A 26846-nucleotide genomic window follows, 5' to 3' on the forward strand; every position below is an offset into this window, starting at 1 on the left:
GTTTTTTTATGAGCAGAATTTAAATGGCGCGCCCGCGACGAGGTGTCGTGACTGGCCCTTTGTCCAAGTCATTGCAATCCATGTCCGCCGCTGGTTATAGTCGGCGCTCGGTGGTTCTCTTACCCACCGCCCACCCCATCAAAAAAGATCAGCCCATGCCAGCTTCCCTCATCAATGCGGTAGTCGATTCAGCGGTCAACGCTGGCGTCGTGCCGTGCGGGAATAAGCAGCCTGCGCAGATCAGTCATTACCCCCCACCTGTCAGTAGCACGCCGGTGTACGCAGTCGTATCACCGCCGGGCGTTGGCGTTTCGGGCTGATCAGCGTTCTTTGCTGTTCTGCGCGCCCGCCTGAAAAAAACTACTGAATTTCAGCTTCGGCTGAGTTGGCTTCTTGCCTGACTACAGGTGGTATCCATGTTTGTCCTGTCGAAAAAATCCGCGCTCGCGGCGGCGTCCACGAGCCTGTTCGTTCTGCTGTGGAGCAGCGGTGCGATCTTCTCCAAATGGGGCCTGGCCCACGCATCGCCCTTTGCCTTTCTGCTGATTCGCTTTGCCATCGCCTTGTGCGGATTGATGCTGCTGGTGCCGTTGCTCAAGCTGAAATTGCCCAAGGGTGGCAAAGCGATGTTGTATGCGATGGCCACGGGCGTGGTGTTGCTGGGGGCTTATCAGATTTTTTATCTGCTGGCCCTGGACCTCAAAGTCACACCGGGCGTTATGGCAACCATCATGGGTGTGCAGCCGATTCTCACGGTGGTGATCATGGAGCGTCAGCGCTCGGCCAGCCGGATGTTCGGTCTGGCGCTGGGCCTGGTCGGGTTGATCATGGTGGTTTACCAGGGCATCGGTCTGGCCGGCATGTCTTTGGCCGGGATGCTTTTTGGTTTGCTGGCGTTGGCGAGCATGACCTTTGGCTCGATCATGCAGAAGCGCATCACCGACAATCCCCTCGGCACACTGCCGGTGCAGTACCTCGCGGGGCTGCTGCTCTGCGGGATCTTCGTGCCGTTCCAGCCGTTTCATTTCGAACACGGCAGCGGGTTTATCGTGCCGGTGCTGTGGATGGGATTGGTGGTGTCGGTGCTGGCAACGTTGCTGCTGTACCGCTTGATCGCCCGGGGCAATCTGGTGAATGTCACCAGTCTGTTTTACCTGGTGCCGGCCGTGACGGCGGTGATGGACTACCTGATTTTCGGTAATCGGCTGGCGGTATTGAGCATGCTCGGCATGCTGCTGATCATCGTCGGGCTGGTATTTGTGTTCCGTAAAGCAGCGTAAAGCAGCGTGAAAATGAAAGGCCCGGAGCATTGGCTCCGGGCCTTTTTTATTTGGTCAGCGCGTGCTCGGCCCGCACCGAATTCATGAACGCCTGCATCGCTGACGATTGAATGCGGTGACGGCGGGTAATCAGCCCGTACGGCGGCAGCCGTGCTTCAAACTTGATCGGCAACACCGCCAGCAAATCACGGCCCGGGTAATCCTCCACCACCGACACCGGTGTGACGCCCAGCATGTCGGTCTGCTGGATCAAGGACAGCAAGGTCATGATCGAGGTGGTTTCGACGATGCTGCTGGGGATGTCGACCCGCGCATTGTGGAAGACCTGATTGATGATCGCGCGCATCGGGCTCGGTTGCTGTTGCAGTACCCAGGTCATGTTCTGCAACTCGGCCCAGCTCAGGTTTTTCTCTTTCGCCAACGGGTTCTGCGCGCCGGAGATGACGCACAAGGCTTCTTCGCCGAGGCTGTCGAACAGCAACTCTTCGGCCCGTGCGCCCGCTGGAATCCGGCCCAATACGATATCCAGCTGGTCCTGCAACAGCGCTTGCACCAGCACGTCGCTGGTGTCGACCTGAATGCTCATCGACAAGCGTGGATGGCTTTGCTTCAAGGTCGCGATGGTGCGGGTCAACAGCCCCGAGGCCAGCGCCGGAATCGCACCGACCGCAACCCGGCCAAGGTTGCCGGATTCGAGCGCGACCAGTTCTTCACGCATGCCGCTCAGTTCAGCAAACACCATGCGCGCGTAGTAGATGACGGTTTCCCCGAACGGGGTCGAGCGCATGCCCCGGGGCAGACGCTCGAAGAGTTCGACGCCGAGCAAGTCCTCGGCTTCGTGCAACATCTTGGTGGCTGCCGGCTGGGTCATGCCGATGTGGTCGGCGGCGCGGCGCAACGAGCCGAATTCCTGCAATGCCAGCATCAGCCGCAGTTGGCGCAGACGCAGTCGACTGTGGATCACATTGGCAGCAGGAATTCGGGTCATGGGCCGTGCTCGCAATTAGGACTGCGGCAAGCCTGACAACAAATGCCAGGCGTTGCCAGCATTGCCGTGTTACAGCACCGATTTAGGCTTGGCGACCTGGGGTTTGCGCAGCCCCGTCAGGGTGCCCAGCGCCTTGGAAATCAACGGCCAGAACAGCATCAGCAACGCCGCCGTGGTCAGGCAGCCCACTAACGGGTTGGACCAGAAAATCCCCACGTGGCCGTCGGAGAACAGCATCGACTGACGGAACGCATCTTCAGCCTTGTCGCCCAGTACCGCCGCCAGCACCAGCGGCGCAATCGGGTAACCGAGTTTCTTGAACAGATAACCCAGCGCGCCGAAGCCCAGCATCAACACCACGTCGACGAACGAGTTGTGCACCGAGTAGGCACCGATGGCGCAGACCATGATGATAATCGGCGCGATGATCGAGAACGGAATGCGCAGGATCGAAGCGAACAGCGGCACGGTGGCCAGCACCACGATCAGGCTGACCACGTTCCCGAGGTACATGCTGGCGATCAGGCCCCAGACGAAATCGTGCTGCTCGACGAACAACGTCGGGCCAGGATGCAGGCCCCAGATCATCAGACCGCCGAGCATGACCGCCGCAGTGGCCGAGCCGGGAATGCCGAGGGTCAGCATGGGCAGCAGGGCGCTGGTGCCTGCGGCGTGGTCGGCGGTTTCCGGGGCGATTACGCCTTCGAGTTCACCCTTGCCGAAGTTCTCGCGGTTCTTCGAAAAGCGCCGCGCCAGACTGTAGCTCATGAACGAGGCCGCCGTCGGGCCACCCGGTGTGATGCCCATCCAGCAACCGACCAGGGTGCTGCGCAGGATCGTCCACCAGTAACGCGGCAACTTGGCCCAGGTGCGCAGGATGACCATCGGCGTGATGCGCGCATGCTCGCCGCGAAACACCAGGCCTTCCTCGACGGTGCAGAGAATTTCGCCGATCCCGAACAAGCCGATCACGGCCACCTCGAAGCTGATGCCCGTCATCAACGCGGGCTGATCGAAGGTCAGGCGCAGGTTGCCGGAGACAGTGTCCATGCCCACGGCGGCCATGGCGAAACCAATCATCATCGCCACCACGGTTTTCAGCGGCGGATTCTTGCTCATGCCGATGAAGGTGCAGAACGCCAACAGGTACACCGCGAAGAACTCCGGCGAACTGAAAGACATGGCGAATGCGGCAATCTTGGTCGACAGGAAGGTCAGCAACAACACCCCGGCCAGCGCGCCGATCAGCGCCGAACTGAATGCGGCCGTCAACGCTTCGGCAGCGCGACCTTCGCGGGCCATCGGGTAACCGTCGAACGTGGTCGCCACCGATGAGGGCTCACCGGGGATGTTGAACAGAATCGAGGTGATCGAACCGCCGAACAGCGCGCCCCAATACATGCACGACAGCAAAATGATTGCCGACACCGGCGACATGGTGAAGGTCAGCGGCAGCAACAACGCCACGCCATTGGGGGCGCCGAGGCCGGGCAATACGCCGACCAGAATGCCCAGCAGCACGCCGATCACCATCAGGCCGATGTGGCCCGGGGTGAGGATCAGGTTCATGCCTTGCAGCAGGGAATCGAACTCGCTCATTTGAAACTTCTCCCGGCCAGTGCAATCCAGTCGCCCATCGGGCCGGCATCCAGCGGGACCTTGAACCACAACGCGAAAATCAGGTAGCTGGCCAGCACCGCGCCGAGGGACACGGTGCCGATCATCCATTTGCCGTAAGGCTTGGCGCGCACCTTGTCACGCCACATGAACCAGGCGATGAAGCAGGCCGAGGCCACATAAATGCCGGTGAACGGCATGGCGCCGACGAACAGCGCAATCGGGATGAACACCGACAGCACTTGCTTGAATGCGCTGCGGCTGACGAATGCAATGCTCAGGGCGTGCCAGCGCACCACGGTCAACACGCCGTTGCCCACGCTCGCGGCGCTCAACAGCAATCCGATGTAGAAGGGGAAGTAACCCGGCTCGGGGCCTGAATCGCCCCAGCCGATACCTTGTTCGAGACTGCCGAACATCACCACCGCGCCGATCAGCGTGGTGAAGAGTGTCAGGCCGAGTTCGACCCAGCGGGTACCGACCAGCGCCGGTGAATCCGAAGAATGGGACATGAAAGCACCTCCAGAGGTGACGGCCGTGCGCACGCGCACGGCCGTGAACAACTCAGTTTTTCAGCCAGCCGGCTTCTTTGAACACCGGGGTGACGCGGGCGGTGTCTTTCTCAATGTAGGCAGTCAGCGGCTCGCCTTCGAGGAACGTCGGCACCAGCGCGTTCTGCTTCACGTAGGCCTTGAACTCTGGAGTCTCGGTGACTTTGCGCATCAGCTCGACATAGAACGCCCGCTGTTCGGCGGTGACGTCGCCGGGCATGAACACGGTGCGCGGGAAGCGGTATTGATCGATACCCAGGCCTTGTTCGTGGCAGGTCGGAACGTCGGCCCAGGATTTATCACCCGCGACTTTCTCGGTGTAGCTCATGCGTTCCTTGCTGAACACGCAGAGCGGTTCGACCTGGTCGCCGCGCCATTGGCTGATGCTTTCGCTGGGGTTGTTGACGTTGGCGGCGATGTGTTTGCCGGCCAGTTGGGTCGCGGCTTCACTGCCGCTCTTGAACGGGATGTACACCAGTTTGCTGTTGTTGGTCTGGTTCAGCAGCAGGGTCAGGGTCTGGTCGACATCCTTGGACTGACTGCCGCCCATGCGCAGTTTCGACGGATCAGTCTTGGCCGCTTCGTAGAAGCCTTTGGCGTCTTTCCAGGGGGCATCCTTGTAGCTCCAGAGAATGAAGTCGTCCTCTGCAACGGCCGCCACGGGAGTCAGCTCCTGCCATTGATAGCCAAGCTTGGAAACCAGCGGCAACAGGTAGATGTTGTTGGTGCCGATCACCAGTTTTTCCGGGTCGCCCTTGTTCATTTTCAGGTCAAGGAACGCTTCGGCACCGTTGCCGCCGCCCTTGTTGAGGACGATGGTATTCACGTCGAGGAACTTGTGTGTGGTGATGATCGACTGGATCAGCCGACCGAGCTGGTCAGTACCGCCGCCGGGGCCGCCGGCAACGAGGATTTCGACGTTCTTGTCCGGCTGCCAGGCAGCGTTGGCGAGTGCGGGGAGGGCGCCGGCGGCGACCAGTGTGCAGCCAAGAAACAGACGGGATGTGCGACGGACGAATGCATTTCGCATGGAAGGGCCTCGTTTTTTGTAATTGTTATGAATGACTTGTCGGTGCTCAAAAGCTGCAAGCCTGGACTGAGTGTGGGAAGCCTCCGCTTCGGCGTCTAGTCAAAACAATACATACACCGATAGCCTGCGGTTATAGGTCATCAGGGGCAAATACGTGACGAGGGCTGGAAACTGTGTGCCAGAGCGTTTTGAGAGGAAAGTCAGTCATGGTGGCCGGCGATGAAAGCCCCCTGAAAGCGCGGTATGCCATAACCCGAGGCTATCGCCGTATCTCAATCATTGATTAGACGGTTATCACCGAGCCTTCGATATTGCTCATCAGCGCGGCGAACCGACCACGCACGGCATTCACAACAATAAGAAACGAGGTACGCACCATGGCTCGTCCCAGTGCTTCCCTGCATCTGCCTGGCGCAGCTGCCCAACCGATCAACGCGGCCACACCCCTGGCCGGCACCACCAAAGCCAGCAACGTGCGCTGGCGGATCTTTGCGATCGTCTTCGCGCTGACCATGGTCAACCTGATCGACCGGGTCTCGCTGTCGATCGCCATGCCGACCATTGCCCATGAATTTTCCCTGTCGCCAAGCATGCAAGGGCTGATCCTCAGCAGTTTCTTCTGGGCGTATGCGCTGTTGCAGATTCCCGGCGGCTGGCTGATCGATCGCTTCGGCCCGCATCGGGTCATCAGTTGGTCCACCGGGTTGTGGGGCACCTTTCAAGTGTTGGCGGCGTTTGCGACCGGCGGCTTGTCATTGCTGTTCGCCCGCGTTGCACTCGGGGCCGCCGAAGCGCCGTTGTTCCCGTCCGGTGGCAAGCTGATTTCCCTGTGGCTGGCGCCGAGCGAACGCAGTCGCGGCGCGGTGCTGATGGACAGCGGCAGCCCGTTGGGCGTGGCGCTGGGCGGGTTGATCATTGCTTACCTGATTGCATCCCTGGATTCGTGGCGCCTGGCCTTCGTGATTGCCGGTATCGCGACCCTGGTGCTGGCCTGGCTGGCCCGGCGTTATCTGCGCGATGACCCGGCCACTCACCCGCAAGTGAATGCCGAAGAACTGGAGAAGATCAACGCCGGGCGCGCGACGCCGGCTGCCGAAGCCGCCCGTGTGCCGGTCAAAGGCCTGGGCATCGCGGCCCGTTCCCTGAGCGGCTTGCTGATCGGCCGTGCCAGTTGGGCGATGGTGTATTTCGGTTTGCTGACCTGGGGCCCGAGCTATCTGGCCCAGGCTCGCGGCTTCGATATCAAAGGCATCGGCGCGGCCACCTTCGTGATTTTCGTGTGCGGGGCCCTGGGTTCGTTGACCGGTGGTTTTCTCTGCGACGGGCTGATCCGCAAGGGTGTCAGCCGTGGCGTGGCGGTCAAGAGCCTGCTGGCGTTTTCCGGTGTGGTCGCCCTCGGCGCCTTTCTGTTGTTGCCGACGCTGAGCAATCCGTTTGCCGCCGTGGCGTTGTTGGCCATGACCGCGTTTTTCCTGATGTGGGGCAGCCTCTACTGGAGCTTCCCGGCATTGCTGGCGGCACCGGCGCGGGTCGGGTTGATCGGCGGCGTAATGAACATGGCCGGCAGCACCGGCGGGATCGCGGTGCCGATCCTGGTGGGCATCATTGTGCAAATGACCGGAGGTTTTGCGCCGGTGCTGGGGTTCTTTGCCGTGTGCTCGGCAGTCTTTGTGCTGGCGACGTTGTTCATCAGTCTCGACGAGGTGCGCCATGGCTGAACACTTATCTGGCGAAGCATGGAACGGTCCGATCATCGATGCCCATCATCACTTCTGGGACCCAACGATCAATGACCATCCGTGGCTGGCGCCCGAAGCCAATATCCCGTTCCGCTACGGCGACTACAGTGCGATTAAACGGCGCTATTTTCCTGAGGACTATTTCGCTGACGCCGGCCCGCACCGTGTGGTGCAAACGGTGTACGTCGAGACCGAATGGGACCCGCAAGACCCGATTGGCGAAACCGTTTTTATCGAAAGTCTGACGGCCCGTTACGGCGTACCCAATGCGGTCGTGGCGCAGGCCTGGCTCGACCACCCGGACGCCCTCGCGGTACTGACCGAACAAGCGAGTTTCAAATGCGTGCGCAGCGTGCGTCACAAACCGGGTGGAGCGACTTCACCGGCGCAGGTTGGTCATGTGCGCAGCCTGATGAGCGACGAACACTGGCGGCGCAGTTTTGCCGCCCTCGAAGGGCTGGGGTTGCACTTCGATTTGCAGACCCCCTGGTGGAACCTGCACGAAGCCGAACGGCTGGCTCGGGACTTTCCCGGCACTACGCTGATTCTCAACCACGCAGGGTTGCCCAATGACCGCAGCGCCGAAGGCCTGGCCGGTTGGCGCCTGGCGATGGCTCGGCTGGCCAAATGGCCAAATGTGCAGGTGAAGATTTCCGGCCTTGGCCAGAGGGGCCAGGCATGGCGCGCCAAGGACAACGCCTGGATCGTGCGTGAAGTGATCGCCATGTTCGGCACTGACCGGGCAATGTTCGCCAGCAACTTCCCGGTGGACAGCCTGTGCGGCTCGTTCGACGACATCTACAGCGGTTTCAAATCCATCGTTGCTGATCTGCCGAGCGCCGATCAGGAGCGACTGTTCTACAGCAACGCGCAGCGGGTTTATCGCTGCGAGCCTTGCGCCGTTGATCGCCAATGGCCTGAACCCTTGAGGAGTGAAGCATGAACAAAACAACCATCGCGATGGTGCTGGGGGACCCGGCAGGCATCGGCCCGGAACTGATCGCACGCCTGCTTGCGGAGCCTGAAGTGCGCAGCCAGGCCAATGTGATCTTGATCGCCGACGAGGCCGAAATGCGTCGCGGCATGCGCATCGCCGGGACGGAGTTTCCTTACCGTCGCGTCGAGTCGCTGGATCAGTTGGAGTTTCATGATGACACGCCGCTGTTCTATGACTTTCGCGGAGACACCGTCGGTGAATTTCCACACAGTGAAGCCAGTGTCATCGGCGGTCGCTACAGCCTCGACACGCTGGAACAAGCCCTGCGCCTGACCGAGGCCGGGACCACCGACGCGGTGTTGTTCGGGCCGTTGAACAAGACCTCGCTGCACATGGCCGGCATGGCCCACAGCGATGAGCTGCACTGGTTCGCCGAGCTGCTGGATTTCCACGGGCCGTTCTGTGAATTCAACGTGCTCGACAACCTCTGGACCTCCCGCGTGACCTCCCACGTGGCATTAGCGCAAGTGCCAGGCATGCTGACCCAGACGCGGGTAGTGGAAGCGATCCAGTTGATCGACACCGCGCTCAAGCGCAACGGCCTGGAAAAACCGCGCATTGGCGTGTGTGGGCTGAACCCGCACAACGGCGACAACGGCTCGTTCGGACGCGAAGAACTGGACATCATCGGCCCGGCGGTTCGTTCGGCCCAGGCGCTGGGGATTGCGGCCGAAGGGCCATACCCGGCGGACACGATTTTCCTCAAGGTCCAGGGCGATGCCAGTGCCTTTGACGCGGTGGTGACGATGTATCACGACCAGGGGCAGATCGCGATCAAGTTGATGGGCTTCTCCCGAGGCGTGACGGTGCAGGGTGGCTTGCCGATCCCGATCACCACGCCGGCCCACGGCACCGCCTTCGACATCGCGGGGCAGGGCAAGGCCAACGTCGGCGCGATTCGTCAGGCCTTCGAAATCGCCTGCCGAATGGGCACCAACAACTACTGACACAACACTGATCCCCTGTGGGAGATTCTATGTTTGGGGGGAACACCCAAACATAGAATTTGGCTTGTATTCGGTTTGGTTTTTCATCAGGGCAAACATCACTCTGGCCAGCTTGCGTGCCAGGATAACCAAGGCCTGAGTGCCTTTTAGACCTCTGGCCAGATAGCGTTCGTAGTACGGCTTCCAGGTCGGCGAACGGCTGGCAGCCATAGCGCTATTGTGAAACAAGCGCCGGAACTCCGAGTCCCCTCGTTTAGAGAGTCGGCGCTTTTGATCCTTTTGTCCTGACTGCCTCACACGCGGATCCATGCCGAGGAAGGCGACGTACTCGTCGCTGTTGGCAAATTCCCCACGCATAAAAGCAGTGGCCGCTGCGGTGGCCGTCAGGAGCCCTACGCCCTCGATGGCCTGGCAACGCTTCACCTGATCATCAATCCCACCTTCCTCAGCAATTTCCTTGAGCGTTTTCTGAATCATCTTTTCGAACTGGGCAATGGCGGCCAGAAGCTGGTTGAAGTGCTCTTTCAGCAAGGATTCGTTTTTCCAGCTCTGCTTGAGTGCAACACAGGCCCGGACCAACTGAGCCCGACGGCGAAGCAGGCTTTTCATTTGTGTGTAAGCCTTCGGTGGCGGATTCCAGATCCTCAATCTGTCGGATTCGCGGCTCAAGTAACGGGCCAGCAGTTCGGCATCCAACGTATCTGTTTTCGCCCTCATGCCTATTCCATCGCGGTATTTGTTGAGGCGACTGCCATCGATGACGTAAACGTCATGGCCCATTTCATGGGCCATTTCCGTTGTATCAAGGTGATAGATATTGGTCGCTTCTAGCGCGATAGCGCTGTGCGCTGGCAGCGTCTTGAGCCATTGCTTCAAGGTTGATCGCTTGTTCGCGATATTTAGGGTCTTTTCCAGGTCGGATCGATAGATAACGATCTCGTCCTTCGCCACATCCACACCGACGACCACCTGCGAATCCAGGATTGTCATGGCACACCCTCCGAGCTAGGGTTTAGATACTTGACGGGGTTCACCGTTGCGCTGGCTTGTTTCTATCGTCGGTCCGAGCCGATGCATTCCTTATCGGCGCATTAGGTGAAGGGGTGGGACGAAGTCTCCCACGGTCTGTACTGGTCAGAGTCAGATGACGAGCTTTAGTCCCACCCACCCCTTCAAGTCTAAACATACAAGCGAGCCTGCTCGCGATAGCGGTCTGACAGTCACTAAAAAGGTGGCTGCACTACCGCTTTCGCGAGCAGGCTCCCACATTTGTTTTGTGTGTGGCTGATAACCCTATCCACTCACTATTCCATTTTTCCTATCACCGCAGGTTATCGCCGGATACGCATAAGTGATTATCCGCACCCCCGAGCGCTGGCTAAAGTCGCTCCATCGAATGCCGGAACTCGCCCCCCGTGCGGTTTTGTGCAGCGACCCGACAACTACAAAAAGCCGGCAGCGCAAGGAACTGTATTCATGAAAATAAAAGCCATCCGTACCCGCGTTTTTGAGTGGAAAGGCAAAGTCGTTCCGCCTCAAGCACACTTCTGCACCAACGCCAGCGACATCCTGTTCGAACGTGGCGACGCCATGGGCTCGTTCCGTTTCCATGGCTGGCTGGTGGTGGAAGTCGAGACCGATACCGGCCTCGTCGGCATCGGTAACTGTGCCCTGGCGCCGCGTGTGGCCAAGGAGATCATCGACACCTACCTGGCGCCGATTGCCATTGGCGAAGACCCGTTCGACAACGAATACATCTGGCAGAAGATGTACCGCCAGAGCCACGCCTGGGGCCGCAAAGGCATCGGCATGGCGGCGATCTCGGCGATCGACATCGCGATCTGGGACATCATGGGCAAAGCCGTGAACAAGCCGGTGTTCAAACTGCTCGGCGGCCGGACCAAGGAAAAGATCTGGACCTACGCCTCCAAGCTCTACGCCAATGACAACCTCGACCTGTTCCTCGAAGAGGCCCAGGGCTATCTGAACCAGGGTTTCACCGCGCTGAAAATGCGTTTCGGCTACGGCCCGAAAGACGGCCCGGCGGGCATGCGCAAGAACATCGAGCAAGTGCGTGCCCTGCGTAACCTGGCCGGTCCCGACATCGACATCATGCTCGAGTGCTACATGGGCTGGACCCTGGAATACGCCCGCCGCATGCTGCCCAAACTTGCTGAATTCGAACCACGCTGGCTGGAAGAGCCGGTGATTGCCGACGACATCGAAGGCTACATCGAGCTGAAGAAGATGGGGATCATGCCGATCTCCGGCGGCGAGCATGAGTTCACCTCCTACGGCTTCAAAGACCTGCTGGAACGCCGCGCCGTCGACGTGATCCAGTACGACACCAACCGCGTGGGCGGTATCACCGCAGCGCGGAAGATCAACGCCATGGCCGAAGCCTGGTCGGTGCCGGTGATCCCGCACGCCGGGCAGATGCACAACTACCACCTGACCATGTCCACCACCGCCTCGCCGATGGCCGAGTTCTTCCCGGTATTTGACGTCGAGGTCGGCAACGAACTCTTCTACTACGTGTTCAAGGGCGAGCCGCAACCGGTCAACGGCTACATCCAGCTCGACGATGACAAGCCCGGCCTGGGCCTGGAAATCTCCGATGAGTACTTGAGCGACTTCAACATCATCGAGTGATCCGGTGGTGAAGGGCGGTGCGACGTTTCGCTAATCCCCTCCCACACATCCACGACTTTCTGGAGGCCGTCATGCGCCTGATTCAATTTGAAAACACTGCCGGTGAACGCCAGGTGGGTCTCGTCGAGGGCTCGCAGGTAAAGGTGCTGCAAGGCACCCGTAGCACCCGTGAACTGGCCCTCGCGGCGATTCGTGCCCAACGCAGCCTGCAAGAAGAAGTCGCACTGCGCGGCACCGAACCGGGACCGGATTACGCCCAGCTGTTGCAGCAGGGCAAAGTCCTGCCACCGCTGGACCACGAAGACCCGGCCCATTGCCTGATCAGCGGCACCGGACTGACCCATTTGGGCAGCGCCTCGGCGCGGGACAAAATGCACCAGCAGGAGGGCGCGGTCGAAGCCGGCATGACCGACACCATGCGCATTTTCAAATGGGGCCTGGAGGGTGGTAAACCGGCGGCCGGGCAGGTCGGCGCGCAACCGGAATGGTTCTACAAAGGTGATGGCAGCATCGTCGTGCGCCCCGGCGCGGATTTCCCGGTGCCGCCGTTTGCCGAAGACGCCGGCGAGGAACCCGAGCTGACCGGCCTCTACGTGATCGGCGACGACGGCCAGCCGTACCGCGTCGGTTATGCCTTGGGCAACGAGTTCTCCGACCACGTGATGGAGCGGCGCAATTACCTGTATCTCGCCCATTCGAAACTGCGTTTCTGCGCCTACGGTCCGGAGCTGCGCGTCGGCGAGTTGCCCAAGCACCTTGCAGGCACCAGTCGGATCAAGCGCAACGGCGAAACGATCTGGGAAAAGGAGTTTCTCAGCGGCGAAGACAACATGTGCCACAGCCTCGCCAACCTCGAATTCCACCACTTCAAATACGCGCAGTTTTCGCGTCCCGGCGATGTCCACGTGCATTACTTCGGCACCGCAACGTTGTCGTTTGCCGACGGGATAAAAACCCAGCCGGGCGATCGCTTCCAGATCAGCCTCGATGAGTTCGGCGCGCCCCTGGAAAACGGCATCGGCGAAAGTGCCCAGCCGTTGGCCATCGGCCAGGTGCGCACGCTTTAAGTCTTCAATCACCGGCGTTGTCGGCCGGTCAAGGGATCACTCATGACCACGCTACTCGGACACAACTACATCGGCGGTCGCCGCAGCGCCAACGGTACGCAACAGCTGCAAAGCCTCGATGCCACGACGGGCGAAGCGCTGCCCGGCCGTTTTTTCCAGGCCACTGAAGCGGAAGTGGACGCGGCAGCCAGCGCTGCGGCCGCTGCCTACCCGGTTTACCGCAACCTCAGCGCGGAAAAACGTGCGCTGTTCCTCGACGCTATCGCCGATGAAATCGATGCTCTGGGCGATGACTTCGTCGCCACTGTGTGCCGCGAAACCGCGTTGCCGGCCGGGCGTATCCAGGGTGAGCGCGGGCGCACCAGCGGCCAGATGCGCTTGTTTGCCAAGGTCCTGCGTCGCGGCGATTTCTACGGCGCGCGCATTGATCGGGCACTGCCGGATCGCCAGCCGTTGCCACGTCCGGACCTGCGTCAGTACCGCATCGGCCTGGGGCCTGTCGCCGTGTTCGGTGCCAGCAACTTTCCGTTGGCATTTTCAACCGCCGGTGGCGATACCGCTTCGGCGCTGGCCGCCGGTTGCCCGGTGGTGTTCAAGGCGCACAGCGGGCACATGGCGACGGCCGAGTGGGTCGCGGACGCAATCATCCGCGCCGCCGAGCGCACCGAAATGCCGCCCGGCGTCTTCAACATGATCTACGGCGGGGGTGTCGGCGAATGGCTGGTCAAGCATCCGGCGATTCAAGCGGTGGGCTTCACCGGTTCGCTCAAGGGCGGCAATGCCTTGAGCCACATGGCCGCGACCCGGCCACAGCCGATTCCGGTGTTTGCCGAGATGTCGAGCATCAACCCGGTGTTCCTGCTGCCCGAAGCGCTCAAGGTTCGCGGTGAGCAAGTCGCTGCGCAACTGGCCGGGTCGGTGACCCTGGGCTGCGGGCAGTTCTGCACCAACCCGGGCCTGGTCATCGGTTTGCGTTCGCCGCAGTTCAGCCAGTTCCTGGAAACGTTTTGCGCCAGCATGAACCAGCAACCGGCCCAGACCATGCTCAATGCCGGCGCGCTGGTCAGTTACAGCCGAGGCCTTGGCGAGTTGCACGAACATCCGGGGCTGACGCACTTGGCGGGCAAGCCGCAACAGGGCAATCAGGCACAACCGCAGGTGTTCAAGGCTGACGTCAGTCTGTTGCTCAAGGGCGACGAGCTGCTTCAGGAAGAGGTGTTCGGACCGACCACCATCATCATCGAGCTTGAGGACCGGGCGCAGCTGGCGGCAGCGTTGCACGGTCTGCGCGGGCAATTGACGGCGACGCTGATTGGCGAGACGGACGAGTTGCTGGAGTACCGTTGGCTGGCGGAGTTGCTGCAGGAAAAGGTCGGGCGGATTCTGCTCAATGGCTACCCGACCGGGGTCGAGGTGTGTGAGGCGATGGTGCACGGCGGGCCGTATCCGGCGACGTCTGATTCACGCGGCACATCGGTTGGCACCTTGGCGATTGACCGGTTCCTGCGGCCGGTGTGCTTCCAGAATTACCCGGATGCGTTGTTGCCCGAGGCGTTGCAGAACGCCAATCCGCTGGGGATTCGACGGTTGGTGGATGGGGAGGTGAGTCAGGCAGCGTTGTAGTCTCTACCGCCTTCACGAGCAGGCTCCCACATTGGATTTGCGGTGAACACAAAATCCTGTGGGAGCTAGCCTGCTCGCGAAGGCGTCATCAGCCACACCGCCAAACTACTTGGCAGTCACCTCAGCCACTTTCACCACCGCCGGCTTCAACACCAGCCACAACGCCGCCGCAATCAACACCCCACCATAGATATGCGCCATCGACAACGGCTCATCCAGCAACAGCGCTCCCCACAACACCCCGAACGGCGGGATCAGGAAGGTCGTGGTCATCGACCTCACCGGCCCGATCGAGCTGAGCAGGCGGAAGTAAATGATGTACGCCAGTGCGGTACACATCAGTCCCAATCCAAGCAACGACAACCAGACGTTCCAGCCGCCCCAGCTTGCCGGTGGCTGGCTGATCACGCTGTAGCCGAACAACGGCAACAGGAACAGCGTCGCCCCGAGCATGCTGCCCAGCGCTGAAAGACGGCTGTCGAGACCGCCGGCGTGGTCAAGCCAGCGGCGGGCCAGGAACCCGGCAAAGCCATAGCAGGTGGTGGCGAGCAGGCAGGCGGCGGCGCCCATCAACAATTCCATGTCGAACGCCACCGGACCGGCACGGGTCAGCACGCCTACGCCAAACAGCCCGAGGAACACCCCGCCAAGCTTGGCCGCGGTGAGTTTTTCATGGAAGAACAGGCCGCCGATCAACACGCCCATCAGCGGCGTGGTGGCGTTGAAGATCGCTGAGTAACCGGCCGGCAGCACTTGGGCGGCCACGGAATAGAGGGTCGCCGGAATCCCGGAGTTGATCACCCCGAGCAGCATCACCGTCTTGAGTTTGCCTTTGAAGTCCCAGCTGATGCGCATCAGGCCGAGAATCACTAGCAAGCCGACGGCGGCAATCGACACGCGGAAAAAGGCCGTGGGGATGGTGCCAATCACCGGGGCGATGATGCGCATGAACAGAAAGCTCGCGCCCCAGATCGCGGCCAGCGACAGCAATCGGAAAATATCGACAGGACTCACGGTGCACTCCTTCCTTGATGGGGACGAGAGTGTTGCCGAGCGCCTTATCCATGGCAACCGAAAAACGAGCATTTAACTCGAGCCGAAAATTACGCTTCTCCTGCACCCGGTTCACTGGCTAAGCTCAGGGCTCACGAATTCCCGCAGAGGTCTCACCCATGCCGCAGCAATGGCCAGCCGCCGACATCGCCCGAATGATCCTCGATGGCTTTGACGATTACCGCGAGCATTTCCGCCAGATCACCGACGGCGCTCGGGCCCGCTTCGAGCAGGCCCAGTGGCAGGAGGCGCAGGTCGCGTCGGCCGCGCGGATCAATCTGTACGAAGAAAAAGTCAGCGAAACCGTGGAACGGCTGCGCGTCGCGTTTGACAGCGACACACTGGACGTCAGTTGCTGGCCTCTGGTCAAAAGCGCTTACATCACGCTGATCGACCTGCGTTTCGATGATGAACTGTCCGAGACTTGGTACAACTCGATTTTTTGCGGGCTGTTCAGCCATGACCTGATCAGCGACGGCTGCATGTTTATCCACACCACCCGGCCCAGCCTGCGCCGGGCCCGCGCCGCGCAAACCCGAACCTATAAGCCCCAGGGCCAGTTGTCCGGCATGCTCGCGAGCATTTTTGCCGATTACAGCTTCAGCGAGGATTACGCCGACCTGGCCGGCGACCTGCACCGCCTCGAAGCCCAACTGCGTGAGAACCTGCCGGATTGGGTGTGCAAGGACCCTGAACTGAGCGTCGAGCTGTTCTCCTCGGTGCTCTACCGCAACAAAGGCGCGTACCTGGTGGGGCGCATCTATACCCGGGACGAACAATGGCCGCTGGTGATTCCGCTGCTGCACCGTGAAGGCCGCGGGATTCAGATCGATGCGCTGATTACCGACGAAGCCGATGTGTCGATCATTTTTTCGTTCACCCGTTCGTATTTCATGGTGGATGTGCCGGTACCGGCGGAGTTCATCGGCTTCCTCAAGCGCATCCTGCCGGGCAAGCACGTCGCCGAGTTGTACACCTCCATCGGCTTCTACAAACACGGCAAGTCCGAGTTCTATCGGGCGCTGATCAATCACCTGGCCAACACCGACGACCAATTCATCATGGCTCCCGGCGTGCGCGGCATGGTGATGAGCGTGTTTACCCTGCCGGGTTTCAACACCGTGTTCAAAATCATCAAGGACCGTTTCTCGCCGTCGAAAAACGTCGACCGTGCCACGGTGATCGAAAAATACCGTTTGGTGAAAAGCGTCGATCGCGTCGGACGCATGGCCGATACCCAGGAGTTCGCCGATTTTCGCTTCCCGTTGAGCAAGTTCGACCCGGCGTGCCTGGAAGAGCTGCTTGAGGTGGCGGCGTCCACGGTGTCGGTGGAAGGCGACACCGTGCTGATCCGTCACTGCTGGACCGAGCGGCGGATGACGCCGCTGAACCTGTACCTGGAAAACGCCAACGAGGCGCAGGTCCACGAGGCCCTGGAAGATTACGGGCTGGCGATCAAGCAACTGGCGGCGGCGAACATCTTTCCCGGCGACATGCTGTTGAAGAACTTCGGCGTCACCCGGCACGGGCGGGTGGTGTTTTATGACTATGACGAGATTTGCTTCCTGACCGAAGCCAACTTCCGCCACATCCCGGAACCGCGTACGCCGGAAGACGAAATGGCCTCCGAGCCGTGGTATTCGATCGGGCCGCTGGATGTGTTTCCCGAGGAGTTTCCGCCGTTCCTGTTTGCCGATTCCGGGCAAAGGAAGCTGTTTGACCAGTTGCATGGCGAGCTATACAACGCCGATTACTGGAAAAGCCTGCAGGAAGCCATTCGTGCCGGCAAAATCATCGACGTGTTCCCTTATCGCCGCAAAGGCCTGGATAACGAATAAACCCCTGAGTGAACCCCCTGTGGCGAGGGAGCTTGCTCCCGCTGGGTCGCGAAGCGACCCCAAAACCATCCACCGTCGTGTTTCAGATACACCGCGATGACCGGATTACGACTGCCGCGCAGCCGAGCGGGAGCAAGCTCCCTCACCACAAAGGCAGGTTGAATTCGTCGCCGAGCCCCCAAATCTGCGACAATCCGGCCCCTGCGCCACTAGACGACTTTTGCGTACCTGATGACTGACGAATCGCCTTCCATCGACAAACTGCTGAAAAACCTCGATCACGCCATGCTCGCCGACCGCCACCGGCTGCGGCGGCAGTTGCTTGAGCTGCGCAAGAAACCTGACGAGGCCAAGCTGGCCCAGTGGGTCACGCGCATGCAGGCGTCCTGTGACCAGGTCCTGGCGCGGCGTGCCAGCCTGCCGGTGATTCGTTACGACGACAGTTTGCCGATCGCCGCCAAGCGCGACGAAATCAAGGAAGCGCTGCTCAAGCATCAGGTGCTGATCATCGCCGGCGAAACCGGCTCGGGTAAAACCACCCAGTTGCCGAAGATCTGCCTGGAAATCGGCCGCGGCCAGCATGGCTTGATCGGCCACACTCAACCGCGTCGAATCGCTGCGCGCAGCGTGGCCAGCCGGGTTGCCGAAGAACTGGCGACGCCATTGGGCGCGCTGGTCGGCTATCAGGTGCGGTTCGAGGATCAGAGCGACTCCAACACCCTGATCAAATTGATGACCGATGGCATCCTGCTGGCGGAAACCCAGAACGACCGTTACCTCGAACGCTACGACACGATCATCGTCGACGAAGCCCACGAACGCAGCCTCAACATCGACTTCCTGCTCGGTTACCTGAAAACCCTGCTGCCGCGTCGCCCGGACCTGAAAGTCATCATCACCTCGGCGACCATCGACCTGGAACGCTTCTCCAGGCATTTCGATGACGCACCCATCGTTGAAGTTTCGGGCCGGACTTTCCCGGTTGAAACCTGGTATCGCCCGCTGACGCTTGAGCAGGACGAGGAGGGCAACCGCGTCGAGGACGACTTGACCGTGGATCAGGCGATCCTCGCCACCCTCGACGAAATTGCCGCGTTCGAACGTAGCGAGCGCAAGAGCCCCGGCGACGTGTTGGTGTTCCTGCCCGGCGAGCGCGAGATTCGCGACGCCGCCGACATGCTGCGCAAGGCCCAGCTCAAGCACACCGAGATTCTGCCGCTGTACGCGCGCTTGTCGCCGGCCGAACAGCAGCGGATTTTCCAGTCGCACCCTGGCCGTCGCGTGGTGCTGGCGACCAACGTCGCTGAAACTTCGCTGACCGTGCCGGGCATCCGTTACGTGATCGACAGCGGCACCGCGCGCATCAGCCGTTACAGCTACCGCGCCAAGGTCCAGCGCCTGCCCATCGAAGCCATTTCCCAGGCCAGCGCCAACCAGCGTAAAGGTCGATGCGGTCGGGTCGAGCCGGGTATTTGCATTCGACTCTATGGCGAAGACGACTTCATCGGTCGCCCTGAATTTACCGACCCGGAAATTCTGCGCACCAACCTCGCCGCCGTGATTTTGCAGATGCTGCACTTGCGCCTCGGCGAGATCACCGACTTCCCGTTTATCGAACCGCCGGATGGCAAGGCGATCAGCGACGGGTTCAACCTGCTGCAAGAACTCTCGGCCGTGGATCGCAACAGCCAGCTGACCCCGCTCGGCCGCCAGTTGGCGCGCCTGCCGGTGGACCCGCGCATGGGCCGCATGCTGCTGGAAGCGGCGAAACTCGGCAGCTTGCAGGAAGTGTTGATCGTCGCCAGCGCCATGTCGATTCAAGACCCGCGCGAGCGTCCGCCGGAGCGCCAGCAAGCGGCGGATCAGGCCCACGCACAGTGGAAGGACGTGGACTCGGATTTCGCCGGGCTGGTCAATCTGTGGCGTGGTTTTGAAGAGCAGCGGCAGGCCCTGACCGCCAGCCCGCTGCGCAATTGGTGCCGCAAGAACTTCCTGAATTACCTGCGTCTGCGCGAATGGCGCGACTCGCACCGTCAGTTGAGCCTGATCTGCCGCGACATGCAGTTGAGCCTGAACAAAGAGCCGGCGGACTACCCGAAGCTGCACAAAGCCGTGCTCTCGGGCCTGCTCAGCCAGATCGGCCAGAAAACCGATGAAGGCGATTACCTCGGCGCCCGTCAGCGGCGTTTCTGGATTCACCCGTCCTCCGGGTTGGGCAAGAAGCGCCCGCAATGGCTGATGACCGCCGAACTGGTGGAAACCACCAAGCTCTATGCGCGGATGGTGGCCAAGATCGACTCGGACTGGATTGAGCCGCTGGCCGGGCACCTGATCAAGAAAAACCACTTCGAACCGCACTGGGAGAAAAAGCGCGGCCAGGTCGTGGCCTTCGAGCAGATCACGCTGTTCGGGCTGATCGTGGTGGGTCGTAGGCCGGTGCATTACGGGCCGATCGATCCCGTGGTTTCTCGTGAGTTCTTCATTCGCGAAGGCCTGGTACGCGGCGAGATTCAATCCAAGGCCAAGTGCCTGACGGCCAATGCGCAACTGCTGGAACAACTCGACGAGCTGGAAGCCAAGGCTCGGCGTCGCGACATTCTCGCTGACGAAGAAACCCTGTTCGCTTTCTACGATGCGCGATTGCCGGCGGAGATCCACCAGACCGCAACGTTCGACAGCTGGTACCGGGTCAACAGCCAGAAAGACCCGCAGCTGCTGATCATGCGCGAAGAAGACGTGCTGGCCCGTGAGGCCAGCGAAGTCACCGCCCTGCATTACCCGGACACCTTGCACATCGGCGATCTGGAACTGGCCCTGAGTTACCACTTCGAACCGAACCACCCCCGCGATGGCGTGACCCTGCGTGTGCCGGCGCCGCTGTTGCCGATGCTGCCGCCGGAACGTCTGGAATGGCTGGTGCCGGGCGTGATCGAGGCCAAGTGCATCGCGCTGGTGCGCAACCTGCCCAAGGCCCTGCGCAAGAATTTCGTGCCGGTGCCGGACTTCGTCAAAGCCGCGTTGCAGCGCATGACCTTCGCCGAGGGCTCGTTGCCGCAGGCGTTGGGCCGCGAGCTGCTGCGCATGACGGGCGCGCGGGTCAGCGATGAGGCGTGGGCGGAAGCTTCACAGCAAGTCGACAGTCATCTGCGCATGAACCTGGAAATCGTCGACGGCCAGGGCAAGTTCCTCGGCGAAGGGCGAGATCTGGCCGAGTTGACCGCACGCTTTGCCGAAGCCAGCCAAGCCGCGTTGGCCGTGCCGCAAACCGCGAAAAACCAACAGCCGGTGGAGCCGAAAGTCTTTGCCGCCGTCGCCGAGAAAACCCAGCAGAAGATCGCCGGGTTGTCGATGACGGTGTATCCGGCGCTGGTGGAAGAGAGCGGGACAGTCAAGGAAGGGCGTTTTTCGACCCCCGCCGAGGCCGAGTTCCAGCATCGCCGCGCCTTGCAGCGATTGCTGATGCAGCAGTTGGCCGAGCCGGCGAAGTTCCTGCGCGGCAAGCTGCCGGGGCTGACCGAGCTGGGGCTGATGTACCGTGAACTGGGGCGCATTGATGCGCTGGTGGAAGACATTCTGCTGGCCAGCCTCGACAGTTGCATTCTTGAGGGCGAAGACCCGTTGCCACGGGATGGCGCCGGGCTGGCCTCGTTGGCCGAGCGCAAGCGCGGTGGCTGGACCGAGCACGCCGAGCGCCTGGCCAAGTTGACGCTGGAGATTCTCAAGCACTGGCACGGCCTGCAAAAACGCTTCAAGGGCAAGATTGATCTGGCGCAAGCCGTGGCCCTGAACGACATCAAGCAGCAGCTCAGTCATCTGGTGTATCCGGGGTTTGTCCGGGAGACGCCGATGCAGTGGCTCAAGGAATTGCCGCGTTACCTGAAGGCTGTCGAGCAACGCTTCGAGAAGATTGGCGCACAGGTGCAGAGGGATCGGGTCTGGAGTGGCGAGCTGTCCGGTCTCTGGACCCAATACCAGACCCGCGCCAACAAACACGCCCAGGAAGGCAAGCGCGATCCGCAACTGGAGCTCTATCGCTGGTGGCTGGAGGAATACCGGGTTTCGCTGTTCGCCCAGCAACTGGGGACCAAAGTGCCGATCTCCGACAAGCGCCTGAACAAGCAATGGACCCAGGTCGAACCCTGACCCCGAGACTTGTGCAATACCTGTGGGAGCGAGCCTGCTCGCGATGGCGGCATCACAGTCGACATAGATGTTGGAGGTGATGGCCCCAAACATAGAATCTCCCACAGGTTTTTGTATTGCCTGGCAGGTGGGAGTCATCGAGCAAAATGGCGCCAAAACCCAATGTTTATGGCAAACTTCGCGCCTATAAACGCCGGTCCCGCAGTTTTGAGCCTCTCAAGGTTCGGGCGGTACGGAATAAAGCGATGCCAGGTGTGCTTTCCGTGACGGGAACAGACCCTTTGTGTGTTGGTACGTCGGTGCCAACGCTTTCTGCCTGAACAGATTAGAGAAACGACCATGCATAACGTCGTCATCAGCGGCACCGGCCTGTACACCCCGGCCAACAGCATCTCCAATGAAGAGCTGGTGCAGTCTTTCAACGCTTACGTCGCGCAATTCAACGCCGATAACGCCGACGCCATCGCCCGTGGCGAAGTCGAAGCGTTGACCGAATCCAGCGCTGCGTTTATCGAAAAAGCTTCCGGTATCAAAAGCCGCTTTGTGATGGACAAGGATGGCATCCTCGACCCGCAACGCATGGCGCCGCGCCTGCCTGAGCGTTCCAACGACGAATGGTCAGTGCTTTGCCAGATGGCCATCGGCGCGGCCGAACAGGCCTTGCAGCGTGCCGGCAAGACCGCCGCCGACATCGACGGCGTCATTGTGGCGTGCTCCAACCTGCAGCGCGCCTACCCGGCCATCGCCATCGAAGTCCAGGAAGCGCTGGGTATCCAGGGCTTTGGTTTCGACATGAACGTGGCTTGCTCCTCGGCGACCTTCGGTATCCAGGCGGCCGCCAACAGCGTGCAACTGGGCCAGGCCCGGGCAATCCTGATGGTCAACCCGGAAGTTTGCACCGGTCACTTGAACTTCCGCGACCGTGACAGCCACTTCATTTTTGGCGACGCGGCGACGGCGGTGATCATTGAGCGTGCCGACCTGGCGACCTCCCCGTACCAGTTCGACATCGTCAGCACCAAACTGCTGACCAAGTTCTCCAACAATATTCGCAACAACTTCGGCTTCCTCAACCGCGCGGCGGAAGAGGGCATCGGAGCCAAGGACAAACTGTTCGTGCAGGAAGGCCGCAAGGTGTTCCGCGACGTCTGCCCGATGGTGGCCGAGCTGATCGCTACGCACCTGGAAGAGAACAAGCTCAACGTCAGTGACGTGAAACGTTTCTGGTTGCACCAGGCCAACCTCAGCATGAACCACCTGATCGTGAAGAAACTGCTGGGCCGCGAAGCCACCGAAGAAGAAGCCCCGGTGATTCTCGACACCTACGCCAACACCAGCTCCGCCGGGTCGGTGATTTCCTTTCACAAGCATCAGGATGATCTGCCCGCCGGTTCCCTGGCCGTGCTCAGTTCGTTCGGCGCGGGTTACTCGATTGGTAGCGTGCTGTTACGCAAGCGTTGAGGGGAAGGCTGTCGCTATTTCCGTTGATTTGCGGTGGTTTTTCCTACAGCCGAAGCAGTCGGGACGCTGTAGTTTTCGGAAATGACAGCAGGACGTTGCCGACGGCGACGCCCTGCTGACTCATTTTTCGAGGTCAGGACAAGGGGTTTGTGAATGGCGGCTGACGACGCGCAACTGCTGCAACGATTGCTGGCAGGTGAACAACAAGCCTTCAAAGAGTTGGTCAGCACTTACCAGAGCCCGATGCGTGCAGTCGCTTATGCGATCGTCGGCAACCGGCATGCTGACGAAGTGGTGCAGGATGCGTGGCTGTCGGTCGTGCGTAATCTGAGCAAGTTCGAGGCGCGTTCGAGCCTCAAGACCTGGTTGCTGACCATCACCGCCAATGCGGCGAAGGGCCGTTACAAGCAGAACCGTCGCGAGGTGCTGCTTGATGACCTTCCATCGCCCCATGGCACGATTGATGATGATCGTTTTTCGTCCGCTGATGGCCATTGGCTTGTGGCGCCGTTTGCCTGGCACCAGGACACCCCGGAGGCGTTGCTCACCGAACGCGAGTTGCGCGAATGCCTCGAACACACATTGCTCAGCCTGTCGGAACTGCAACGCAGCGTCTTGCTGTTGCGCGAGCGTCAGGGACTGGAACTGGAAGACATCTGTAATCTTCTGGACATATCGCTCTCCAATGTTCGCGTGCTGCTGCATCGGGCACGGTTGAAGGTCTTTGCGACCGTGGAGCATTTTGAGGAAACCGGCGAATGCTGACCTGTAAGGAGCAAGTGGCACGCGCCAGTGATTATCTCGATGGCCAGTTGAGCTTTAGGGAGAAGTTGCTGGTGCGGCATCATTTAATGTTCTGCCCCAATTGCCGGCGGTTCATTCGTCAGATGCGTTTGATGCAGCAGACGCTGCGCGTCTTGCCGGAGGAGGCTGTGCCGGAGGTCGATGCACTCGCCGAACGTCTCGCTGCGGAGCGTCGCAAGGACATTCCGTAAAGTCGTGGCGTTATCGCAGGGGACAGAAGCAGGCCGGCGTGGATGCATCGAACGGATGATGGGGATCGATCCATCCACGCCAGACTGTAAAGCGCCTCAAGCGTCCATGACCTGAGGCGTGGAGCGGTACTGCTTAGAACTTGGCTTCGGCGTCCAGTTGCAGAGTGTTGATGTCCGAATCCTTGAGGTTGGCGTTGGTGTAGTCAGAGTTAGCCATGAAGTACGTCGCGCCCAGGGCGAAGTTCTTGTCCAGCTCGTAACTCACTTTCAACTTGCTGCCACGCGAACCGGTGAAACCGTTGGCGAAGTCGGAGTCGGTGAAGGCGCCGACCACGGCGTTACGCTGCACGTCGCGGTAGTTGTAGTCCACGGCGAAGCCATAGAACTTGGTCTTTACACCGGCCAGCCAGGCAGAATCCTGATCGTTGCTGGCGTCTTTGTTGTTGACGTACTGACCGTACAGCGAGAGCGGCAGTGGCAGGCCGGTGATGTCGAGCTGACCAAAGCCTTCGTACAGTTTGAATTGCTCGTTCGGGGTGTTGCCGTTGGTGGCCAGTACGGACGGGATGCTGGTGCCGCCGGCGGTGATGTCGTCGTCGTTGTCGTAGCCGTAGACGCTGCCACCCAGAGTCAGTTTCAGGTTGTCGGTGAGGGCGAAGCGCGCGCCCAACTGGCCGGCGTACAGACGCAAGTCGTGCTTGAACTGTACGCCGTCGCCGTCGACGTTGTCCTTGAGGGTGTAGTGGCCGGCGCTACCGAACACCTCGGTGCTGGCGCCCAGCGGGTATTTATACGACACGGACAGACCTTCAGGGCTGATGTCGCTATCCCAGATGATGTCGCCCATGCTCACCCATTGCTGTGGCATCTTGCCGCCAACGATGTGCAGGTTCTTGATCGCGTCCGGGTGGTAGTCGAGGTAACCCAGGTCCAGCCAGATCGACTTCTTGTCGAAGTAGTTGTCCAGGCTCTGGTTGGTGGAGCGCGCGTCGTCGTTGTTGCCGGTGGCGATACGGATACCGGTGTCGACTTGCGGGTTGATCTCGGTGTAGGCACCCAGACGGGCACGAACGCGCTGACGGTCCTGGTCCCGGTTGTTCGAGACACCATCGTTCTTGACCGTTTCCTGACGGAAACGCACGTCGCCCTTGAATTGGGTCTTGGCAGCCCAGGCCAGTTTCTGGTCGAAGGTGCTCAGCTCATTGGTTTTCTTCGCGGTGGCCGCGATCTGCTCGTTGGTCTCTTGCTGAGCCTGACGGGCGATTTGCTGATCTTTTTGATCCCTGGCCAGCTCGGCTTGCAGTTCGCTGTATTGCGCATTGGTAATCGAGCCGTTTGCCTTAAGCATGTCGAGCAGTTTGGCGTCGACTGCGGCACTGGCCGGAACACTCATGGCCAGCAGCAGACCGCCACACAGGGCCGCCGCAGTTTTCGTGGAAGCAAGACGCATATCAATCTCCGAAGATGTAAGGGGATGACTGAGCCATCCGGGACACAACCGACCGTTGAGGGACGGAAACAGTGGCCGGGTAGAACCCGACGCTCTAAAAACTGGCGCCAGTATCGCGATGGTTTATTACAGAGCGGTGGCAAAGTGATGGCGTCTCGATGACGATACAAAGACCGTATGAACTTTTGATCCAGAACCCTGTCAGGCGGTTTTGACGGATGTGTAATGGCGGGCGATAGGCGATACTCGCCGGGCTGTTACGCGAAGAAGTCGAGAGGGTGTCAATGCCGCTGCAACGTCTGGAAAGCCTGTCCGATATTGGTCCGCGCACGTGGGATGCCCTGGTGCCGGAGAATCAGCCGTTTCTACGCCATGCCTTCCTCAGTGCACTGGAAGAAAGCGGCAGCCTCGGCCCCCATTCCGGCTGGCAGCCCGAGCATCTGTTGCACCTCGAAGAAGGGCGTCTGATCGCCGCGTTACCCAGTTACCGCAAGTGGCATTCCTACGGCGAGTACGTGTTCGATCACGCCTGGGCCGATGCCTGCGAGCGTGCCGGCATCGACTATTACCCGAAGCTGTTGACCGCCGTGCCGTTCAGCCCGGTCAGTGGGCCACGGTTGCTGGCGCGTAATGTCGAGGACGGTTTTGAACTACTGAAGAGCCTGCCGGGCTACCTTGAAATCGAAGAACTCTCCAGCGCCCACATCAACTTCACAGACCCTTTCACCGATGCGGCATTGGCCGAACAACCCGGCTGGTTGCAGCGGATCGGCTGTCAGTACCACTGGCAGAATCGCGGATATCGGGACTTTCAAGACTTCCTCGACGTCCTCAGTTCGCGCAAACGCAAACAGATGCGCAAAGAGCGCGAGCAAGTGGCGGGGCAGGGTATTGAGTTCGAATGGCTGGAAGGCAAGCAACTGGATCAGGCGCAGTGGGATTTTGTCTATGCCTGCTACGCCAATACCTACGCAGTGCGTAGGCAACGGCCCTATTTGACGCGGGAATTTTTCAGTCTGTTGGCCGAGCGCATGCCCGAAGCCATTCGCGTGGTGCTGGCCAAGCAAGGTTCACGACCCGTGGCCATGGCCTTCAGTCTGGTGGGCGGCGACAGTTTTTACGGGCGTTACTGGGGCTGCCTGGCGGAGTTCGACCGCCTGCATTTCGAGACCTGCTTCTACCAGGGCATGGACTACGCAATTGCCAATGGCTTCCAGCGTTTTGACGCCGGCGCCCAGGGCGAACACAAGCTGATTCGCGGGTTCGAACCGGTGATCACCCATTCCTGGCACTATCTGCGTCATCCGGGACTGAAAGCCGCGGTCAAAGACTTCCTTCACCAGGAGCGTCTTGGGGTGTTGGCCTATGCCGAGGAAGCGAGGACCGCGTTGCCTTATCGGCAAGCATGATCCTCG

At 60.6% G+C, this 26846-nt stretch carries 20 protein-coding genes; 13 read left to right on the plus strand and 7 right to left on the minus strand.

What is annotated here, in order from left to right; translation table 11 throughout:
* The first annotated feature begins 416 nt into the window (after window positions 1-416).
* A complete protein-coding gene (locus tag JIO00_RS07495; RefSeq protein WP_077749160.1) occupies window positions 417-1280 on the plus strand; it encodes a DMT family transporter in 864 nt (287 codons plus the stop codon).
* A gap of 46 nt (window positions 1281-1326) precedes the next feature.
* Here JIO00_RS07495 and JIO00_RS07500 read toward each other — a convergent pair whose 3' ends face one another.
* From JIO00_RS07500 to JIO00_RS07515, 4 genes are all read right to left on the minus strand, one after another.
* On the minus strand, window positions 1327-2268 hold the full coding sequence (locus JIO00_RS07500; protein WP_077749159.1) for a LysR family transcriptional regulator: 942 nt from the start codon (window positions 2266-2268) through the stop codon (window positions 1327-1329).
* Between the two features lie 69 nt (window positions 2269-2337).
* Window positions 2338-3867, minus strand: a complete 1530-nt coding sequence (locus JIO00_RS07505) for a tripartite tricarboxylate transporter permease (RefSeq protein WP_010462093.1) — start codon at window positions 3865-3867, stop codon at window positions 2338-2340.
* Window positions 3864-4397, minus strand: a complete 534-nt coding sequence (locus JIO00_RS07510) for a tripartite tricarboxylate transporter TctB family protein (protein ID WP_010462091.1) — start codon at window positions 4395-4397, stop codon at window positions 3864-3866. The genes JIO00_RS07505 and JIO00_RS07510 overlap by 4 nt, the downstream gene beginning before the upstream one ends.
* A gap of 52 nt (window positions 4398-4449) precedes the next feature.
* On the minus strand, window positions 4450-5466 hold the full coding sequence (locus tag JIO00_RS07515; RefSeq protein ID WP_077749158.1) for a Bug family tripartite tricarboxylate transporter substrate binding protein: 1017 nt from the start codon (window positions 5464-5466) through the stop codon (window positions 4450-4452).
* A gap of 377 nt (window positions 5467-5843) precedes the next feature.
* On the opposite strand from JIO00_RS07515, the gene JIO00_RS07520 reads away from it, so the two are divergent.
* The 3 genes from JIO00_RS07520 to JIO00_RS07530 are packed head-to-tail and all read left to right on the plus strand — an operon-like array spanning window position 5844 to window position 9149.
* On the plus strand, window positions 5844-7184 hold the full coding sequence (locus tag JIO00_RS07520; RefSeq protein ID WP_154503548.1) for an MFS transporter: 1341 nt from the start codon (window positions 5844-5846) through the stop codon (window positions 7182-7184).
* Window positions 7177-8148 (plus strand): amidohydrolase family protein, encoded by a 972-nt coding sequence (locus JIO00_RS07525; RefSeq protein WP_010462085.1) that lies wholly within the window; start codon window positions 7177-7179, stop codon window positions 8146-8148. Before JIO00_RS07520 ends, JIO00_RS07525 begins: the two co-directional genes overlap by 8 nt.
* A complete protein-coding gene (locus tag JIO00_RS07530; protein ID WP_200667896.1) occupies window positions 8145-9149 on the plus strand; it encodes a 4-hydroxythreonine-4-phosphate dehydrogenase PdxA in 1005 nt (334 codons plus the stop codon). Before JIO00_RS07525 ends, JIO00_RS07530 begins: the two co-directional genes overlap by 4 nt.
* A gap of 27 nt (window positions 9150-9176) precedes the next feature.
* Here JIO00_RS07530 and JIO00_RS07535 read toward each other — a convergent pair whose 3' ends face one another.
* Window positions 9177-10139, minus strand: a complete 963-nt coding sequence (locus JIO00_RS07535; protein WP_017341458.1) for an IS110 family transposase — start codon at window positions 10137-10139, stop codon at window positions 9177-9179.
* A 486-nt stretch (window positions 10140-10625) separates the two neighbouring features.
* Here JIO00_RS07535 and JIO00_RS07540 point away from each other — a divergent pair, with 486 nt between their 5' ends.
* From JIO00_RS07540 to JIO00_RS07550, 3 genes are all read left to right on the plus strand, one after another.
* Complete coding sequence (locus tag JIO00_RS07540; RefSeq protein ID WP_010462080.1) at window positions 10626-11801, plus strand: L-rhamnonate dehydratase; 1176 nt, start codon at window positions 10626-10628, stop codon at window positions 11799-11801.
* 71 nt (window positions 11802-11872) lie between these two features.
* Window positions 11873-12868 carry an AraD1 family protein gene (gene araD1, locus JIO00_RS07545; RefSeq protein ID WP_169856121.1) on the plus strand — a complete coding sequence of 332 codons (996 nt, stop codon included), beginning with the start codon at window positions 11873-11875 and terminating at the stop codon, window positions 12866-12868.
* A 42-nt stretch (window positions 12869-12910) separates the two neighbouring features.
* The gene (locus JIO00_RS07550; RefSeq protein WP_200667898.1) at window positions 12911-14491 is read left to right on the plus strand and encodes an aldehyde dehydrogenase (NADP(+)); all 1581 of its coding nucleotides are present in this window, start codon (window positions 12911-12913) and stop codon (window positions 14489-14491) included.
* A 105-nt stretch (window positions 14492-14596) separates the two neighbouring features.
* On the opposite strand, the gene JIO00_RS07555 is transcribed toward JIO00_RS07550, so the two are convergent.
* The gene (locus JIO00_RS07555) at window positions 14597-15505 is read right to left on the minus strand and encodes a DMT family transporter (protein WP_010462074.1); all 909 of its coding nucleotides are present in this window, start codon (window positions 15503-15505) and stop codon (window positions 14597-14599) included.
* Between the two features lie 158 nt (window positions 15506-15663).
* Between JIO00_RS07555 and aceK the strand changes: the two genes are divergently transcribed.
* From aceK to JIO00_RS07580, 5 genes are all read left to right on the plus strand, one after another.
* Entirely contained in the window at window positions 15664-17382 is a 1719-nt protein-coding gene (aceK, locus tag JIO00_RS07560) for a bifunctional isocitrate dehydrogenase kinase/phosphatase (RefSeq protein WP_083374784.1), read from the plus strand.
* A gap of 231 nt (window positions 17383-17613) precedes the next feature.
* Complete coding sequence (hrpA, locus tag JIO00_RS07565; protein ID WP_102594232.1) at window positions 17614-21525, plus strand: ATP-dependent RNA helicase HrpA; 3912 nt, start codon at window positions 17614-17616, stop codon at window positions 21523-21525.
* A 339-nt stretch (window positions 21526-21864) separates the two neighbouring features.
* Window positions 21865-22986 carry a beta-ketoacyl-ACP synthase III gene (locus JIO00_RS07570; protein WP_077749153.1) on the plus strand — a complete coding sequence of 374 codons (1122 nt, stop codon included), beginning with the start codon at window positions 21865-21867 and terminating at the stop codon, window positions 22984-22986.
* Between the two features lie 153 nt (window positions 22987-23139).
* Window positions 23140-23751 (plus strand): RNA polymerase sigma factor, encoded by a 612-nt coding sequence (locus JIO00_RS07575; RefSeq protein ID WP_010462067.1) that lies wholly within the window; start codon window positions 23140-23142, stop codon window positions 23749-23751.
* Window positions 23745-23981 carry an anti-sigma factor family protein gene (locus tag JIO00_RS07580; protein WP_010462064.1) on the plus strand — a complete coding sequence of 79 codons (237 nt, stop codon included), beginning with the start codon at window positions 23745-23747 and terminating at the stop codon, window positions 23979-23981. The genes JIO00_RS07575 and JIO00_RS07580 overlap by 7 nt, the downstream gene beginning before the upstream one ends.
* 133 nt (window positions 23982-24114) lie before the next feature.
* Here JIO00_RS07580 and JIO00_RS07585 read toward each other — a convergent pair whose 3' ends face one another.
* A complete protein-coding gene (locus JIO00_RS07585) occupies window positions 24115-25431 on the minus strand; it encodes a putative porin (protein WP_200667900.1) in 1317 nt (438 codons plus the stop codon).
* Window positions 25432-25715: 284 nt separating this feature from the next.
* Between JIO00_RS07585 and JIO00_RS07590 the strand changes: the two genes are divergently transcribed.
* Entirely contained in the window at window positions 25716-26840 is a 1125-nt protein-coding gene (locus JIO00_RS07590) for a GNAT family N-acetyltransferase (protein ID WP_200667902.1), read from the plus strand.
* Window positions 26841-26846: the final 6 nt, after the last annotated feature.

Origin of the sequence: Pseudomonas sp. SW-3, assembly GCF_016615645.1 — a bacterium.
Lineage (GTDB): Bacteria > Pseudomonadota > Gammaproteobacteria > Pseudomonadales > Pseudomonadaceae > Aquipseudomonas > Aquipseudomonas mandelii.